Source organism: Formicincola oecophyllae (assembly GCF_006542395.2).
GTDB classification, from domain to species: Bacteria; Pseudomonadota; Alphaproteobacteria; order Acetobacterales; family Acetobacteraceae; genus Formicincola; species Formicincola oecophyllae.
The window spans coordinates 1504601-1522528 of record NZ_CP038231.1 but is presented as its reverse complement, the minus strand read 5'-3'; the positions used below and the strand labels follow the sequence as shown (position 1 = coordinate 1522528).

The following is a 17928-nucleotide window of genomic DNA, read 5'->3' as shown; positions in this document are numbered from 1 at the left end:
CACGCCATGTTGCGCAATCTGCTGACCGTTGGCAGCTGGACCATGCTTTCACGCTTCCTGGGGTTGGTGCGCGACCAGCTGCTGGCTGCCCTGATGGGGGCTGGCATGGTGCAGGACGCTTACCAGATCGCCTTCAGGCTGCCCAACATGTTCAGGCGGCTTTTTGGGGAAGGGGCCTTCAACGCCGCCTTCGTGCCGCTTTTCACCACCATCCATGAACGTGACGGCAAGCAGGCGGCCGTCACCTTCGCCAGCCGCGCGCTGACCATGCTTGTGCTGCTCCTTGTGGGGCTGACCCTCCTTGGGGAGGTGTTCATGCCAGCGGTCATCCACGTGATGGCCCCTGGCTTCAGCCACGGTAACCCTGAACGCTTCCTGCTGGCTGTCACTTACACGCGCATCACGCTGCCTTACATGGTGTTCATCTGCGCGGCGGCGCTGGTGGCAGGCATGTTGAACGGCCTTGGGCGCTTCAGCGCGGCGGCAGCGGCCTATGTTTCCTTCAACATCGTTGGCATTGCTGCCATTGGCTGGGCTGTGGCTGGCCACCACGATGTGGCCGTGGCCAGCGCCTGGGGCATCACGCTTTCAGGGGTGGTGCAGTTCGCGCTGCTGATGTGGGCGGCAGCCCGCCACGGCATGATGCCCCATTTGGCCAGGCCTGCGCTAACACCTGCCATCAGGCGGCTTCTGGCGCGCATGGGGCCTGGGTTGGTGGGGTCTGGGGTTACCCAGCTCAACCTCACCATCGACACCATCATCGCCACCTTGCTGCCGACTGGCTCCATCTCCTGGCTTTATTTCGCTGACCGCATCAACCAGCTGCCCCTTGGGGTGTTGGGAGCTGCCCTGGGGACAACGCTCCTGCCGCTGCTCAGCCGCCACGCTGCCCAACAGGACAAGGCGGCCATGCGTGGCGCCATGGACAGGGCCAGCGATTACGCCCTGCTGTTAACGCTGCCTGCCACAGCGGGGCTGATGGCCGTGGCCCCTGAAATCATGAGCGCCCTTTTCGGTTATGGGCGCTTCGGCCCAAGTGACGTCAACCACGCTGCCCAGGCCCTGCTTGCCTATGCTGTGGGGCTGCCTGCCTTTGTCCTCATTAAGCTTTACGCCCCAGCTTTCTTCGCTGAGGGGGACACGGCAACACCTGTTAAGATCAGCATGGTGACGCTTGCGCTCAACCTTGGCCTCAACCTGCTTTTCCTTAAGCCACTGGCCTTCATGGGGCCGCCCTTGGCCAGCGCCCTTGCAGCCATAGTCAATTTGGGGTTGATGCTCGCTGTGCTGCGCAGGCGCGCCCTGTTCAAGCCCACAAGGGCCGTTCTAGGCAGGATGGCGCGCATCACCCTGGCCGCCCTGGCCATGGGCTGCCTGACGGCCTGGGCTGCGGGGCAGGTGGCGGGGACGTTCCCCAGCTGGCACCTGCCGCTGCGCGTGCTGGGGCTTGGTGCGCTGGTGGGGCTTGGCGCGGTTCTCTACGCCTTGTTCCTGCTTGGCCTTGGCGTGGTGACGCTGCCAGGCCTTGTGGGGATGGTCCGCGCACGGCTGGGGCGCAAGCGCGCGCCCTGAAACCCCACAGCAAAACCCCCTGGCCCTTTCAAGATTCCGTTCTGACTATGCGACTAACAGGCCCTTGCCATGACTGACCACCAAGCCCCCTTCGTCAAGACACCAACCAGTGCCCCTGGGCCAGGGCAGGCTGACGCAGGCAAGGCCAACCAAGGCGCTGGTACTGAGGGGCCCACACAGTCCAGCTGGGCTGAAAGGGCCGCACAGGCCTCCCCTGCCATGGCACAGTGGTTTACCCTCAAGGAGCAAGTGCCCGACACGCTCCTGCTGTTCCGCATGGGGGATTTCTATGAACTGTTCTATGAGGACGCCCACACAGCGGCCACAGCGCTTGACATCGCCTTAACGGCGCGCGGCAAGCACAGTGATTCACCCATCCCCATGTGTGGCGTTCCTTTTCATTCCGTGGACGCTTACCTGCGCAGGCTTATCCAGCGCGGTTTCCGCGTTGCTTTGGCAGAGCAGACGGAAAAGCCCAGCAAAGGCCGTAAAGGGCCCTTGCCGCGCAGCATTGTGCGCATCCTCACCCCTGGCACCTTGACGGAGGATGAACTGCTTGAAAGTGCACGCCCCAACCTTTTGATGGCCCTGGCCCCCCCGCCAGCCCACGTCCAGGGACAGGGGGGTGAATGGGGCGTGGCGTGGATGGATTTCTCCACAGGCACAGTGGATGTGCAGAGCACCACAGCCCTTGGCCTTGATGAGCTCTTGGGGCGCCTCAAACCAGCTGAGATCATCATCCACGACCGTGAAGCGCTGCCTGCGGCGTGGCGTCCTTATGCCCAGGCACCTGACGGCGGCGCGCGTGGGCGGCGCAGCGCCCTGAACGCGGCGCGCGCGCGTACCACCATGGCCCAGGCATGGCATGTCCATGACGCAGCCTCCCTAGGGGCGGTGACGGACAACCAAGCCATCGCCTGCGCCATGATGCTGGACTACGCCCGCATGAGCCAGGCTGGCACCCTGCCGCGCCTGGCGCCGCCTGTCGTGCACCGGGAAGGGCACGCCATGGGCCTCGACAGTGCCACCAGGGCCAGCCTGGACCTGCTGGAAGGGCGTGACGGCAGCACGGCCAACACCTTGTTCGAAGCCCTCGACAACACTTTGACGGCAGGGGGCGGGCGCCTCCTTGCTGAGCGCATCGCCAACCCCCTCACCTATCTGGCTACCATTCAGCAGCGCCAGCGCGATTGGGCATGGCTTGCTGAGAACGACAACCTGGCTGAACAGGTGCGCGCGCACCTCAAAGGGCTGCCAGACGCAAGCCGGGCCTTGGGGCGCATTGCCAGCAACCGCGCCCTACCGCGCGACCTGGCTGCCATCAGGGACACGCTGGCCGCCCTGATGGCGCTCCATGTCCTCCTGGGGCGTGCCCCCCAAACCCCTTGGGCTGCGCCTGAACCCGCCCTGGCAGCCAGGCTGGCCAGCCTTCACGCCATGCTGGCCCAAGCCTTGGCTGAGGAACTGCCCGCCCGCGCCACGGAGGACGGCGTCATCGCCAGCGGTTTCGATGTTGAGCTGGACCGCCTGCGCACCCTACGTGATGACAGCCAGCAAGCCATCATGACCATGCAGGCCGGCTTGGCGGAACGTTACGGTGCGCCAAGACTGCGCGTGCGCCACCACAGCCAACTGGGCCATGTCATTGAGGTGCCCGCGCGCGAGGGCGAACGCCTGCGCGCCCACCCTGAACTGCACATCAGGCAAGGTACTGCCAACCTGGCCCGCTTCAGCAACCAAGCTCTTGACGAGCTTAACAGCACCTTGGCTGAAGCTGCTGAGCTCAGCACTGAGCGCGAGCAGGGCCTGGTCCAGAAACTGGTTGAGGCCATCATGGCTTTGGAGGCGCTGCCCGCCCTCATCCAGAACATGGCAGCCCTTGACGTGGCCCAAAGCTGCGCGGCCTTGGCGCGCACAGGGCGCTGGTGCATCCCTGAACTGACTGAGGACGCGAGCTTTGACCTGCGTCAGTGCCGCCACCCCGTTGTGGAGCGCGCTATGGAGGGCCAACGCGCCAAAGGCGGCGGTGGCGCGCCCTTCACCCCCAATTCATGCGCCCTACCCCCCACAGAGCGTGTCATGCTGCTGACCGGCCCCAACATGGCTGGCAAGTCCACTTTCCTGCGGCAGAACGCGCTGGCCATCATCATGGCGCAGGCCGGCTTGCCCGTGCCAGCCTTGAGCGCGCGCATCGGCTTGGTAGACAGGCTGTTTTCACGCGTGGGCAGCGCAGACGACCTGGCGCGCGGCCAATCCACCTTCATGGTGGAAATGACGGAGACTGCAGCCCTCCTCAACCAGGCTGGGCCGCGTTCCTTCGTCATCGTTGACGAGCTAGGCCGTGGCACCGCCCCACTGGATGGTCTGGCGCTGGCGCGCGCTTCCCTGGAGGCCCTTCATGACAGCATCAGGGCGCGGACGATCTTCGCCACCCATTTCCACGCTTTGGCCAATTTGACCGCTGAACTGCCCGCCATGCGCCCCTGGGCCATGAAAGTGCGCGAATGGGAGGGCCAGCTGGTGTTCCAGCATGAAGTGGCGCCTGGCGTGGCTGGGCGCAGCTGGGGCATTCACGTGGCGCGCCTGGCTGGGGTGCCTGCCCCGATCCTGGAACGCGCCCAGGCTTTGCTCAACCAAATGCAGGCACGCCGGAAACCAGCGCGCACGCCCCACCAGCCTGAACACCCACCAGCCACCTGGCAGGCGCAGGGGGTGGGCGCTTCAGACCTGTTCACCAATCAGGCCACGCTCAGCCCAACAGCGGAAAGCTCCCGGACTGGCCGTACTGCAAGCGGCGTTAAAGAAGCATCTGAAATGCCACCCCAAGCCTCAAGCGTTGCCGAAGGCGGCAGCCTAAACCCCCTTGCCAAACCCACCTTCACCCTGACGCTACCCACTGAAAACGCCAGCGCTGACACGGCGCCAGCCTTGCGCGCTTTCTTGAAAAACCCCGACCCCGACAGCCTTTCACCGCGCCAAGCCCACGCGCTGCTTTACGAGTTAGGCGACCTTTTGAAAAAACCGCAGTAAACACTGCAGTAAACAAGAGAGAATAGCGCCAAACAGCCCCAAAACCTTTACCTCTTTAAGGGACGCCCCCTGGCACCCTACCTAACCGGGCGCCCCCGCCGACAAAAGCACGCCTGATAAGCGCGGCCGTTCACTTGGTTTTTGAAAAATATTTCCACTCTACCTGAAACGGCAAAACTGGGACTGGGGCAGGGTTGCAGCCAAAGGACACTTTAAAGTGTCCTTTAATCGACCTGTTATCGGTTGATTTTCATTATGGATGGGGCACTGTGATTCTTACCAGTTCGTAAAGCTGTGGCCTTAGGGGCGCCTTTAATCAAGCGTGCCAAGGCTGGGGGCGCGCCCAGCGGCAAAGCTTTCTACAAAGCTTGCCTGCCCCTGCCCCCTATTGGAACCACCCGGCAGTTCGTCACGTCCAAGGACAGCATGGCAGGCACTGAACCTTTGTCATTCACACCCGCCTTTTCCCCCAACCCGCCAGCATGGCCAGGCCAAGCTAGCGTGAATGAGGCCCTCAATGGTTTGCGGCAACGCTTTTCAAGCGAGCGCGCCGCTTTGCGCCAAGCCTTCAAGGAAGGGCAGATCAGCGGCTTTAAGGCAGCGCGTTCCTATGGGCGGCTCATCAACGCGACCATCAGCATGTTGGCAGCCTTGACCGAGCACCGCACCCCATGGGGGGCAAGCCCAGCCAGCGCGGATGGCGCCACCCTCCCCCCCCAGCCCTGGTTCCGCATCCATGCTAGCGGTGAACTGGCCCATGACAGGCTGGCCCCGTTCAGCACGGTGCAATTGTTGTTCAGCCCTGTCCTGGATGAACGATGGGAAGGGCCAGCGGCAAACTGGAAGGCCAACGCCGTAGCTGCCACCAAGCGCGCTATGCGCTTCATCACGCGCACCTTGCGCGAAGCGGGCATTCAGGTCAGCGCTATCATGGCAAGCCCCCTCAAAGGGGCGCAGCTGATTTACGGCACGCCATCACGCCACCCCCCCCAGCACGAGGTAGCTGGGGCAACGGGCGTTCCGGGCAGGGGGGCTGACCCTTTCAACCCAGATACTATGGCCGAACCAGACCTGCTGCACCACCCTGGCGGCATTTTGGCGCTATCAGCTTTAACGGCGCAGTTGGGCGCCTCCCGCCAGCGTTGGCTGGCCACCCATCCAAGGCAAGCCTGGCCAGGTGCGCCCTTGATGAAGCGCGGGCGCAAGATTCTGCGCTTCCTGTGGCAGGTGCGGTTCCACCTCCACTACGTTGCTGGCCGCCCAGGGGACAGGCTGACGCTTGAAAGCCAACCCGTATTGGCCACGTTCCTGCGCTATGGCGGCAGCACGGCGGACGCCAAGGCGCTTCACTTCATGCGGCAAGTGCACCTCATGCTGCGTGGCGGGCGCCAACTTGCCATGCTTGTGCATGACGGCGCAGCTGAAAGGCCATTCACCCTCCCGCCCCAAGGCATGCCTAAAGTACCTGGCGCCGGCAGTTGGCTTCTCCAGCCTTTGATGGACTACCGCAACGCCATCATGGGCACTTCTGCCGCTGGCCCCAAAAAAGACCCCACCATGCCGCCGCACCCTGGGGCAACGCTCAGCGTGCCAGCGCTGCCAGCAGGCCTGTTCACCCGTATGACGCGCAGCGCCAGGGCACTAGCGCGCGCCGCCATCCAGGACAGCCCAACAGCGCGCCACCTGCGCTGCCATGGCGGCATGATCCTGCAGGAACTGGTCACGCTTTGCCCCCACGCCCTGCAAAAGCTGGAACTATCGGGCCTTCTAGCAGCCTTGCTGCCTGAATGGCGCCCCGTCACAGCGCTGCCTTACCCAGGGCCAGGGTTGCGGCGCACGGTGGACCACCACGGCTTGGTCACAGCGCGCCTTGTCCACCAGCTGCTGCATGTCCAACCTGTGGATGTGGATAGCACCCTTCATGCTGGGCAGCAGCACAGGGATGGGGAGCAAGCCAAAACCACACACCTTCCCCCAGGACTGGTGGCGCTGTGCCGCCTTCTCTCCCCCGCAAGGCCCTCTGGGGGCAATGGTGCTGGCCATGATTGCCTGGAGGTAGGCGGCACAGCCACCCTCCTAGCCATGGCAGCCCTGTTCCACGACATGGGAAAAACGCGCGGCATTGCCCGCCACGCCAACCGCAGCGCCCGCACGGCCCGCACGCTGTGCGCCAGGCTGGACATGGAGCAGAATGTGGTGGAGGAAATCTGCTGGCTGATCCAACATCACGGTTTGCTGGCCAACGCTGCCCTGCAGGGCCTGGACGGTGACAACGCCACCATCCTGGCCCTGGCTGATACCATCCAATCGCCAGAAAGGTTGCGCCACCTGACCATCCTCACCATGGCGGACCTGATGGCCATCAGCCCTGATGACTGGAACATCTTTGAGACCATCGCCCTGGACAGGCTTTACGGGCGCCTGGCCACCCTTTTGGAAGGGGGGCTGAACCTCATCCACCACAAAAGCGCCCGCGCCGCCCGCCAGGACGTAGCCCAAACCGGCTTGGATGTGCGCCAGGCGCTGCAAGGGCACCTGCCGTCAGCCACGCTGACCAATTTCCTGGCCATGGGCAGCGATGCTTACTGGCTTTCCATGGACACAAACACCCATGTGCGCCATGGCCTGGTCTATAGGCGCTACCAGGCACTTGCCCACCCTCCTGGCGAGGAAAGCAACGGCCATGACGGGGGAAAAGGCGCAGCCCAGAAACTACCCAGGCCAGCTTTGGTGGAGATCCAGTCTGACCCTTCCTCCGACTTGGCGGAGCTGACCATCATGTGCCCCGACCGTGACGGCTTCCTGGTTCTGGTCAGTGGGCTGATCGCCCAAAATGGCCTTCATGTGGTGGATGCGCGCTTGCACGGTTTCCAACTCACGGATCACTTCCTGGCGCCTGGACGCAAGCTCTCCAAAGTGCTGGCTACCTTCTGGCTGGAGGATGGCCAGGGCCAGCGCCCCAACCCCGCCACGCTGGAGAGGGTGGCGCGTGGTCTGCGCACGGCCTTAGCCCAACCTGATGGCGTCCTGGCCCCTGGCTGTGCCTGCGATACCGCCCCAACCCACCATGCGTCAGGGCCTGGGCTATGCGGAGAAGCGCTGTTCAGGCGGGTGGCCATCGACAACCGCCTCTCAAGCCGCCACACCGTAATAGAGGTGGACGCCCCCGATGGACCAGGCTTCCTGAACTGCGTGGCACGCGACCTCCACCAAGCCGGGCTTTACGTGGAGGCCGCCTTCATCACCACTTACGGCCAGCAAGTGGTGGATGTTTTCCACGTGACAAGCGAAGGCGCCCCCTTGACGGACATTATCGCCATTGAGCGCCTGCGCATGGCGTTGCTGAAAACAGTGGCGCGCTTCAACCAGCAGGGTCACACATCAACCACCCCTACCCAGGAACGCATCACGGCTTAACCACGACACTAAAGCGCGGCTAGGCTGAAGGGTTGTCAAGCCACCAGCCAAGGGTGATGCTGCCCCATCCATGCCCGGCCCCGCTATGCCACCACGTGCCCCGCGCGAACGTCCCCTCCACCAGTCCAGGCACCACGTCCCATGCATTACCATTCCACCCGTTCTGCGCCATCCAGCCAATTTGCTGCCAGCCAAGGCGCCCCAGCCACCTTTACAGATGTCCTCCTTGGCGGGCTGGCACCCGATGGCGGCCTTTACGTGCCCAGCCAATGGCCCAAGCTGGACAAGGAAACGCTGCGCGCCTGGCGCAAGCTGGACTACCCAGCCCTGGCAGCACGCACCATCAGCCTGTTCGCAGGCGAGGACATCCCCTTGCCCACTTTGGAGGCCATGACAAAGCGCGCCTACAGCCGCTTTGGCCACAGCGCCATCGTCCCCCTAGTGGAAGTCAGCCCAGGGCTTTACGCCCTGGAACTTTTCCACGGCCCCACCTTGGCCTTCAAAGACATGGCCATGCAGATGCTGGGGGAGCTGTTTGAGGAAGCCCTGAAGCGCCGCAACGCCCATGTCACCATTGTTGGCGCCACCTCCGGCGATACAGGCTCCGCTGCGCTGGAGGCCTTCAAAGGCAAGGAAAACGTCAATATCGTTATTCTGCACCCGTTGGGCCGCACCTCTGAAGTGCAGCGCCGGCAGATGACGAGCGTTCAAGCGCCCAATGTCCTCAACATCGCTATTGAAGGGGACTTTGACGACTGCCAGGCTATGGTCAAAGCCATGTTCGCTGACAGCGCCTTCAGGGAGGAGGTGCACCTTTCAGCCGTCAATTCTATCAACTGGGCGCGCATCGCAGCCCAAGTGGCCTATTTCATCCACGCCGCCTTGAAGCTCGGTGCGCCTGACAGGCCTGTTTCATTCGCTGTACCCACAGGCAATTTCGGCAACGTCCTGGCGGCCTGGGGGGCCAAGCAAATGGGGGTGCCTGTCAGCAGGCTCTGCGTTGGGTCTAACCAGAATGACATCCTTACGCGGTTCCTCCACAACAATGACATGAGCCGCAGCCCTGTGGCGCCCAGTCTCTCCCCCTCCATGGACATTCAGGTTTCCTCCAATTTCGAGCGCCTCCTTCATGAAAGCCTGGGGCGTGATGGGGAAGCCTGCAAAGCCACCATGGAAAGCTTCGCCCAGACAGGCGCCATGGCTGTGCCTGAGCAGGCGTGGCAACGCATCACGGCGCATTTCATGGGCCGCTCCCTTGATGATGGCGCAACACTGAACGCCATGAAGCGCTTTGCGGATGGGGGCTATGTCGCCGACCCCCACACAGCTATTGGTCTGGTGGCTGGGGAAGGGGGGCTGGAGCCTGGCGTGCCCATGATCGTGGCGGCCACCGCCCACCCTGCCAAATTCCCTGACGCCGTCCACAAAGCCACCGGCCAGCGCCCAGCCCAGCCAGCGCAGCTGGAAGGGCTGTGGCAGCGGCCAGAGCGCTGCCTGACCTTGCCAGCCGACCTGGCAAAGGTGAAGCAGGCTGTGGCCACCTTCAGCAGGCGTGATAGCTGAAGGGACTTTCATAAGGGGGCGGTTTCCCAGCTACGGCCTTTTCCTGCTATGCCGGCCCCAACCGCCTGCGCGAGCGCTGGCTTTTGGCATCACCCTAGGACATTCCACAACCCATGACTGACACCCCTTCCATCAAGCGCACCACCCTGCCCAACGGTCTTGAAATCGCCACTGACCACATGCCAGGGGTGGAGACCGTCTCCTTTGGTGCCTATGTGGCCGCTGGCACGCGCCATGAGGAGGAGGCCCATAATGGCGTGGCCCATTTCCTGGAGCACATGGCCTTCAAAGGTACAGCTAAGCGCAGCAGTGCTGCCATCGCTGAGGTGGTGGAGAATGTGGGGGGTGCTATCAACGCCTACACAGCGCGCGAGAACACAGCTTACTACGTCAAGCTCCTCAAGGGGGATTTGGCGCTGGGGGTGGACATTATCGGCGATATCCTGACGGGCAGCCTCTTCGCCCCTGAGGAAATCGAGCGCGAGCGCGGCGTCATCCTCCAGGAGATTGGCCAAGCCAACGACATGCCAGACGATGTGGCCTTCGACACCTTCCAGGCCACAGCCTACCCCAGCCAGCCAATGGGCTGGCCCACGCTGGGGCCTGCTGCTACCATCGCTGCCATGGGGCGCGATGCCCTAACAGGCTATATGAAGCGCCATTACAGCACGCGCAACACTGTGATAGCTGCCGCCGGCAACCTGGACCATGACGAGCTTGTGCGCCACGTGGCGCAAGCGTTCGCAAGCTTGCCCAGCGCGGAAGTGCCCAAGGCCATGCCGGCACGCTACGTTGGTGGGCGCGTCCACACCCCGCGTGACCTCGACCAAGTCCATTTCATGCTGGGGTTTGAAGCCCCCAGCTACCGTGACGACACCTACTACGCCGCCATGGTGCTCTCCACCCTTCTGGGTGGGGGGATGTCATCGCGCCTGTTCCAGGAAATCCGCGAAAAGCGCGGCCTGGTCTACAGTGTTTACAGCTTTGTTAGCCCTTATGAGGACAGCGGCGTTTTCGGCATTCACGCTGGGACGGGGCCAGAAAAGCTGGCTGAGCTGGTGCCTGTGCTGATTGATGAGCTCAGGCGCCTTGACCAACCCGTCCAGGCTGATGAACTCGCCCGTGCCCGCGCCCAGCTCAAAGCATCCCTCCTGATGGCGCGTGAGAGCACAGGCAGCCGCTGCGGCCAGCTGGCGCGGCAGATCCAGGTGCACGGCCGCCCCATCCCCGTGGAGGAGACGGTGGCGCGTATTGAGGCCGTGACGGCTGATGACATCATCGCCATTGCGCAAAAGATGTTGTCATCAAGCCCTGTTGTCAGCACTGTGGGCATGGCGGAAGGGGAGTTCGCCCCTGAGACCATCAGCCAGGCCCTCAAACGTTGAGCATGGGCTGGGTGAAGCTGGCGCAAAGCCCCTCAGCGCCATTCCTGAACGCTGCCCATGTCACGCACCCCACGTCACCCACCAAGCAGGGAGAAGCCGTCATGACCACCACCCACACCCTTTCCCATAGGCGTGCCCACCCCTTCATGGCATCTCTGCTCATTGCGGTGACAGGCCTTTCGCTTCTGGCGCCTAGCGCTGCGGAGGCACGCGCAGGGCGCGGCTTCTCCATGGGCAGTCGCGGCTCCCACACCTGGAGCGCGCCGCCGCGCACCAGCCTGACCCCCCATTGGGCGCGCCCAATGGACCGCACCTACACCCCCCGCCCGCAGTTCGATCGCCCCGCCCAAGCACCCTCCATGCAGCGCCCCCTGATGGGAAACAGACCTATGACCATGGCACAGCGCCCCGGATTCGTTTCGCGCCACCCCTTTATGACAGGCTTCATGGGGGGGCTGCTGGGGGCGGGGCTGTTCGGGATGCTTTCAGGCCACGGCATCCTGAGTGGCTTCACAGGGGGCAGTTCCCTGTTTGGGTTCCTGCTGCAGGTCCTCATCCTGGCGCTGATCATCCGTTGGCTCATCAAGCTGTGGCAAGGGCGCAACCTGGGTGCCGTGAGCCAGGAAAATCAAGCGCAGGGCCAGTTGGCCCCTGCCCAGCAGGCGCCTGCGCAGCAGCCCTTCACCCCCACTCCAGCTGATTACAACGCGTTCTCCGCCATGTTGGTCCAGGTGGAGACCGCCTGGGGCCAGCTGGACATGAACACCCTTCAGCGCCTGACTACGCCTGAGATGTACCAGTACTTCTCAGAGCAGCTGGACGAGCTGAGCCAGAAAGGCCTGCGCAACCACACAGGCGACGTGCGCTTCATCCATGGCGACCTTTCAGAAGCCTGGATTGAGAACGGCCAGGCCTACGCCACCGTGGCCATGCAGTACAGCCTGCTTGACTACACTGTGGACGCTGGTGGCACTGTGGTGGACGGCAGCCGCACAGCGCCACAGACCGTGACGGAGGACTGGACGTTCGTCCGCCCGGCCGCAGGTGGGACGTGGCGCCTTTCAGCCATCCAGCAGGCTGGCTGAAGCCCAACCCTTTTTGACTGGAAGCAGGAGAGAACGACCATGACCCAGGCACCACGCATCCTTGTCCTTTACTATTCCACCTATGGCCACACGGAGAAAATGGCCCAAGCAGTGGCAGAAGGTGCACGCCAGGCTGGCGCGCAGTGCGACCTGCGGCGCGTGCCAGAGCTGGTGCCTGAAAAAGTGGCGGAAAGCCATGGTTTCAAACTGGACCAGCCTGCCCCCCTGGCCGTGCCTGAAGAACTGCCAAGCTATGACGGCATCATCATCGGGGCGCCAACACGCTTTGGGCGGCTGCCTTCGCAGATGGCCAGCTTTTGGGAACGCACCGGCCAGGAATGGCTGCAAGGCAAGCTGATTGGCAAAGTGGGTGCCGTGTTCACCTCCACAGGTACCCAGCATGGCGGGCAGGAAACCACGCTGTTTTCACTGGCCATCAACCTCATGGCCCATGGCATGGTGGTGGCAGGCCTGCCCTACAGCTACAAAGGCCTGCTTGAGGACGGCACGGTTTCTGGCGGTGCACCTTGGGGTGCTGGGACCAGCGCTGGCGCAGACGGCAAGCGCCAGCCTATAGCTAATGAGCTTGAGGGGGCGTCATTCCTGGGGGCGCATGTTGCTAAGCTTGCTGCCAAGCTCAAAGATTGACGCCCAAAGGGATAGGGTACAAAGGTTGGGAACTGTGAACTAAAAACAGTCCCACGCCCCACGTCCCTCTTTCCCCATAAGTGCAAACGCAAAGCCCTGGCGCGCCCTTCAAGCAAAGGGTGCCAGGGCGTTTTGCTGCCTGGGCACCTGGATTCAGACCCAGGTGCTAAGACGTCTAAAGGCGTTTAGGGGAACGCCCCCTTGTCCAACGGCCCTTCAGTCCTTCTTGGAATTGGGCATGGTTACAAGGGTGAACAGCCCCATGGGGTGCATGGGGGTGATGGTGGCGCGCGCCATATCTTCAGGCGGCAGCAAGCTTTCCATAGCGAAGTCAGGGTGCCACCCCAGCGTGCGGGAGTTTTTGGCCATTAGCTGTTCCACTGTGCGGCGCCAACCGTGCTTGGCCTCAAAATGGTTGATGAACAGAATATGCCCACCAGGCTTGACCACGCGTTTGAGTTCCGCCAGCAGGCGGCGTGGGTGCGGCACCACGGACGCCACATACATGGCAACAGCGATGTCAAAGCTGTTCTCGGGAAAGTCGGTTGCCTCAGCGTCCATCTCCGCCAGCCGTTCCACGTTGGAAAGGCGCAGCTTGTTGACGCGCTCGCGGGCGTGGGCGAGCATGTCACCTGAAAGATCGATGCCCGTTATTTTCTTCCGCCGCCTATAGTGTGGCAGCGCTAGGCCGGTCCCCACGCCCACTTCCAGCACCCTATCACCAGGGAGGGTGTTGACGCGGTCCACCGCACTGCGCCGCCCCCAGGAGGAGACGGTGCCAAAAACAATGTCGTAAAAACGTGCCCAGCGGTGATAGGCGGCCTTGACCCCTTCGGCATCCAGTGGAAACCGTGGCTCGGTAGTGGAACTCATCAGATTGGCGACACCTCTGCTGGAGCGCTTCGCATCAAGAAGCTTTTTTCAGTGATGGTTCCCTGTTCAACCACCCTTTGTTGCGGATTTCAACTCTTTCACGCGCCAAGGCCTCCTGGCACTTGCAAAATGGGGTTGCACCGCCGTTCCGCCAGCGCCTTTCAGGCTGCCTTTGGGGAGGCGCCCGCTGCCAGGCGCCTTTCAATGGCGTCCCACACCAAGGCTGCGCTGTTGATGCCATCGAAACGGTCCAGCTCCTGCAGGCCAGTGGGGGAGGTGACGTTGATTTCCGTCAACCAGTCGCCGATGACGTCAATGCCCGTCAAAATCAGCCCATGCTCGCGCAGGTAAGGGCCGATGCCAGCGCAGATGGCGCGGTCACGCGCTGTTAGGGTGGCTTTCTCCGCCACACCGCCCACATGCATGTTGGAGCGCGTCTCCCCCTCTTGCGGAACGCGGTTGATGGCGCCAATGGGTTCGCCATCCACCAAGATGATGCGCTTGTCCCCTTTGGTCACTGCAGGCTCGTAGCGCTGCAGCATTAAGGGTTCGCGGCTGTGGGCGGCGAACAGTTCCAAAAGGGCCTTCCAGTTGCCATCGTCAGGGCGGACGCGGAACACGCCAGCGCCGCCATTGCCGTAAAGTGGCTTAACGATGATGTCGCCATGGCGCTTGCGAAATATCTCCATAGCGCTGCGGTCAGCGGTGACCAGCGTGGGCGGCATGAACTGCGGGAACTGTGTGACGAGGAGCTTCTCAGGTGCGTTGCGCACAGCGGTGGGGTTATTCACCACCAATGTCTGGCCAGAGGCGCTGCGCTTGCTTGCGCCATGGACGTGCTCCAGCAGGAAAGTGGCTGTGATGTAGGCCATGTCGAAAGGGGGGTCTTGGCGCATCAGGATGACGTCCGCCCCGTCCAGGTCGATGGCGCGCGCAGGGCCAAATGTCGCATGGGCGCCTGCCACGCGCTGCACTTGCACAGGGCGCACTTGGGCTGACAGCAGTCCAGGGTTGGGGGTGCCGCCCACCTCCAGCGCTAGGTCGCTAGGGTTATAGACCATCAACTCATGGCCACGCCGCTGGGCTTCGAGCATCAGGGCGAATGTGGTGTCGCCCTTGATGTCGACCTGTTCAAGGGGGTCCATCTGGACGGCGACCAGGCGGCGGGGGCTGTTCATAGCGTGGTTTCCTGGCATGGTTCTCTAGCGTGGGCGTGGTGGGGCAGCCTGGCTGCGGCTGGGGGACGAGCGGAAGATAGCGGGGCTGGGCGCTTCAGCCAACAGGCCTGGCAGGGGGGTAGGTGATGGCCAGCACTTCCAGCAAGCGGGGGCCCTTGGGGGTAGCGACCGTCACCTCATCACCCACCTTGGTGCCAAGCAGCGCGCGGGCCAAGGGGGAGAGGAGGCTGATCTCGCCACGCACTGTATCGGCTTCATCAACGCCCATGAGGGTTGCTGTGGCTTCAACATCGTTTTCGTCAACGTAGCGCACCGTGGCGCCGAAGAAAGCGCGCCCGCGGTTAGTTTGGGCGGCTGGATCAACGATGATGGCCTCATCAAGCTTCCTGACCAGAAAGCGGATGCGCCTGTCAATTTCGCGCAGGCGGCGCTTGCCGTAGTGGTAATCAGCGTTTTCAGAGCGGTCGCCATTGGAGGCCGCCCAGGAGACGACCTCAACGACCTTGGGGCGCTCAACCCGCGTCAGCTCCTCCAGCTCCCGCTTGAAACGCTCATGGCCTTGGGGGGAGAGGTAGCGGTGCAAAGCTGGCTTGCCCCCTTGGCCAGATTGGCTGCTTGGGGTGGAGCGTGAGGGTTGGCGTGAGGGTGGCATGGGCCCATTCTCCTGCCTTTCAGTCCATGCGTCTAGCCACCCCAAGGAACACCGGCCTGGCGGCCCTCTGGCAAGTTCAGCATCTGCTTTAACTTCTGCGCCGCCGCTTGGGGCGCGCCGCAGCCCCTGGCGGCGCTGCAAGCTGGGGCACGGCCAGCCCAAGCTCAAGGGCCTCCCTGCGGGCGATCTCATCGCGCAGGCGCGCAGCCTCCTCAAACTCCAGCGCCACGGCGGCCTCACGCATTTGCTGGCGCAGCTTCTCCAAGGGTGGTCCAGCGTCCACCTGGGGCTCAGGGGTTTGCGCCTGCTGGTCTTGCCCTTCCTCCTCCCGCTCTGGGAAGGCGCTGTCGTTGATGCGGCTTGAAACGCTCTTAGGCGTGATATTGTGGGCCTCATTCCAGGCCATTTGCTTGGCGCGGCGGCGCGCTGTCTCCTCAAGCGCCTCCTTCAAGCTGCCCGTCATGGTGTCAGCATAGAGGATGACGCGCCCATTCTCATTGCGCGCCGCCCGGCCAATGGTCTGCACCAAAGACGTGCGCGAGCGTAGGAAGCCCTCCTTATCAGCATCCAGGATGGCGACAAGCGCGCATTCGGGGATGTCCAGCCCTTCCCTCAGCAAATTGATGCCCACCAGGACGTCAAACACGCCCAAGCGCAGGTCACGGATGATCTCGATGCGCTCCAGCGTGTCGATGTCGGAATGGAGGTAGCGCACCTTGACACCATGCTCTGAAAGGTACTCTGTCAAGTCCTCAGCCATGCGCTTGGTTAAAGTGGTGACGAGCACCCGCCCACCTTGGGCGATGGTCTCACGCGCTTCATGGAACAAATCATCCACCTGCCCTTCAACGGGCTTGACCACCGTAATGGGGTCAAGAAGCCCCGTTGGCCTGATGAGCTGCTCAGCGAAGGCGCCTTCCGTGCGCTCCATCTCCCAAGGGCCAGGCGTTGCTGAGACGAAAACCGTCTGCGGCCTGAAAGCGTCCCATTCAGCAAAGGAAAGGGGGCGGTTGTCCAGGCAGGAAGGCAGCCTGAAGCCGTGTTCGGCAAGGGTGGATTTGCGCGCCTGGTCACCGCGCGCCATGCCGCCAATCTGCGGCACGGCGACGTGGCTCTCATCAACGATCAGCAAGGCGTTTTCAGGCAGGTACTCGAAAAGCGTTGGGGGCGGGTCCCCTGGCCTGCGCCCTGAAAGGTAGCGCGAATAGTTCTCAATCCCTTTGCAGACGCCTGCCGTCTCGATCATTTCCAGGTCGAAGTTGGTGCGCTGCTCCAGGCGCTGGGCCTCCAGGAGCTTATTCTGGCCTTTGAGCTCGGCCAGGCGGTCTCCCAGCTCCACCGTGATGCCCTTCATGGCCTGGTTCAAGGTGGGGCGGGGGGTGACGTAATGGGAATTGGGGTAGAGGATGGCGCGCTCACGCGTGGCAGTCTTCTCGCCTGTCAGGGGGTCGAACTCAATAATGGATTCGATCTCGTCACCGAAAAAGGCCACACGCCAGGCGCGGTCCTCGTTCTGGACGGGGAAGATGTCGATGCTGTCGCCACGCACGCGGAAGCGCCCGCGCTCAAAGGCCATGTCGTTGCGCTCATATTGCAGTTCCACAAGCGAGCGCACCAGATCGTCACGGCTGAGGTCAAGGCCCGGCTTCATCTCCACCGTCATGCGGGCGTAGGATTCAGGCGACCCAATGCCGTAGATGCTGGAGACGGAAGCCACGATGATGACGTCGTTGCGCTCCAGAAGGGCCTGGGTAGCGGCGTGGCGCATACGGTCGATGCGCTCATTGCGCTGGCTGTCCTTCTCAATGAAGGTGTCCGTGCGCGGCACGTAGGCTTCGGGCTGGTAGAAATCATAGTAGGAGACGAAGTACTCAACCGCGTTTTCAGGGAAGAACTGCTTCATTTCCTGGTAGAGCTGGGCTGCCAACGTTTTATTGGGCGCCATGAGAAGCGTTGGGCGCTGGGCCTTCTCAATTACGCTGGCCATGGTGAAGGTTTTGCCAGAACCCGTCACCCCCAGCAGGACCTGGTCACGCTCGCCGTCCTCAAGCCCCTTGACCAGTTCTTTGATGGCCTCTGGCTGGTCACCTGAGGGGGTGAAGCCAGCGTGAAGCTTGAATGGCTTGACGAGGGGGCGTGCGGGCATCCGCTCTGGCATGAAGTCGGTTTGCTTGGCTTCAACAGGGCGTGCTGGTTTGGCGGTTGATTTCCGGGCTGGGGACGCGCTGGCTGGAACGGTGCTTTGCGTGGCTTGAAGCGTGTTTGGAGTGATGTTTTCGGGGGGTGTCTCTGGTGCTGGCATGGCCTGAATATGGGTCTTGCCAAGCCCTGCTTCAACAGGGGAGGGGGTGCGCGTTTTACAGCTGCGCCCGCCCCCCTTAAAGAAGGCCCTTGGCAGGGTTTGCCCTGCCTGCGCGGGACCGGGCGCAATACCGGCGCCTGTGGAACTTTGAGTATGAGGCAACCTTTACGCCCCGGCCCTTGGCTGGGGCTGGGACGGCAAGGGCCAGAATGGGCTTTGAACA

The 17928-nt window shown here is 62.9% G+C and carries 11 protein-coding genes; 7 read left to right on the top strand and 4 right to left on the bottom strand.

Annotated features, from left to right (window positions below; translation table 11 throughout):
• The first annotated feature begins 6 nt into the window (after window positions 1-6).
• The 7 genes from murJ to wrbA all read left to right on the top strand — a co-directional run bounded on the left by murJ (window position 7) and on the right by wrbA (window position 12700).
• Window positions 7-1572, top strand: coding sequence for a murein biosynthesis integral membrane protein MurJ (gene murJ / locus E3E12_RS06780; RefSeq protein ID WP_141444159.1), 1566 nt, complete (start codon window positions 7-9; stop codon window positions 1570-1572).
• 69 nt (window positions 1573-1641) lie between these two features.
• On the top strand, window positions 1642-4602 hold the full coding sequence (gene mutS, locus E3E12_RS06775) for a DNA mismatch repair protein MutS (protein ID WP_141443627.1): 2961 nt from the start codon (window positions 1642-1644) through the stop codon (window positions 4600-4602).
• Between the two features lie 426 nt (window positions 4603-5028).
• Window positions 5029-8019, top strand: coding sequence for a [protein-PII] uridylyltransferase family protein (locus E3E12_RS06770; RefSeq protein WP_141443626.1), 2991 nt, complete (start codon window positions 5029-5031; stop codon window positions 8017-8019).
• Window positions 8020-8160: 141 nt separating this feature from the next.
• Window positions 8161-9582, top strand: a complete 1422-nt coding sequence (gene thrC, locus E3E12_RS06765; RefSeq protein WP_141443625.1) for a threonine synthase — start codon at window positions 8161-8163, stop codon at window positions 9580-9582.
• Between the two features lie 113 nt (window positions 9583-9695).
• Entirely contained in the window at window positions 9696-10967 is a 1272-nt protein-coding gene (locus tag E3E12_RS06760) for a M16 family metallopeptidase (protein ID WP_141443624.1), read from the top strand.
• Window positions 10968-11068: 101 nt separating this feature from the next.
• Window positions 11069-12052, top strand: coding sequence for a Tim44 domain-containing protein (locus tag E3E12_RS06755; protein WP_240810469.1), 984 nt, complete (start codon window positions 11069-11071; stop codon window positions 12050-12052).
• Between the two features lie 39 nt (window positions 12053-12091).
• Window positions 12092-12700, top strand: coding sequence for an NAD(P)H:quinone oxidoreductase (gene wrbA, locus E3E12_RS06750; RefSeq protein WP_141443623.1), 609 nt, complete (start codon window positions 12092-12094; stop codon window positions 12698-12700).
• 216 nt (window positions 12701-12916) lie between these two features.
• Here wrbA and E3E12_RS06745 read toward each other — a convergent pair whose 3' ends face one another.
• From E3E12_RS06745 to uvrB, 4 genes are all read right to left on the bottom strand, one after another.
• Window positions 12917-13573 (bottom strand): class I SAM-dependent methyltransferase, encoded by a 657-nt coding sequence (locus E3E12_RS06745; protein WP_141443622.1) that lies wholly within the window; start codon window positions 13571-13573, stop codon window positions 12917-12919.
• Between the two features lie 161 nt (window positions 13574-13734).
• Window positions 13735-14751: a glutathione synthase gene (gshB, locus tag E3E12_RS06740; protein WP_141443621.1), complete on the bottom strand. Its 1017-nt coding sequence runs from the start codon at window positions 14749-14751 to the stop codon at window positions 13735-13737.
• A 94-nt stretch (window positions 14752-14845) separates the two neighbouring features.
• A complete protein-coding gene (greB, locus tag E3E12_RS06735; protein ID WP_141443620.1) occupies window positions 14846-15403 on the bottom strand; it encodes a transcription elongation factor GreB in 558 nt (185 codons plus the stop codon).
• Window positions 15404-15491: 88 nt separating this feature from the next.
• The gene (gene uvrB, locus E3E12_RS06730; RefSeq protein ID WP_141443619.1) at window positions 15492-17705 is read right to left on the bottom strand and encodes an excinuclease ABC subunit UvrB; all 2214 of its coding nucleotides are present in this window, start codon (window positions 17703-17705) and stop codon (window positions 15492-15494) included.
• Between the last annotated feature and the right edge of the window lie 223 nt (window positions 17706-17928).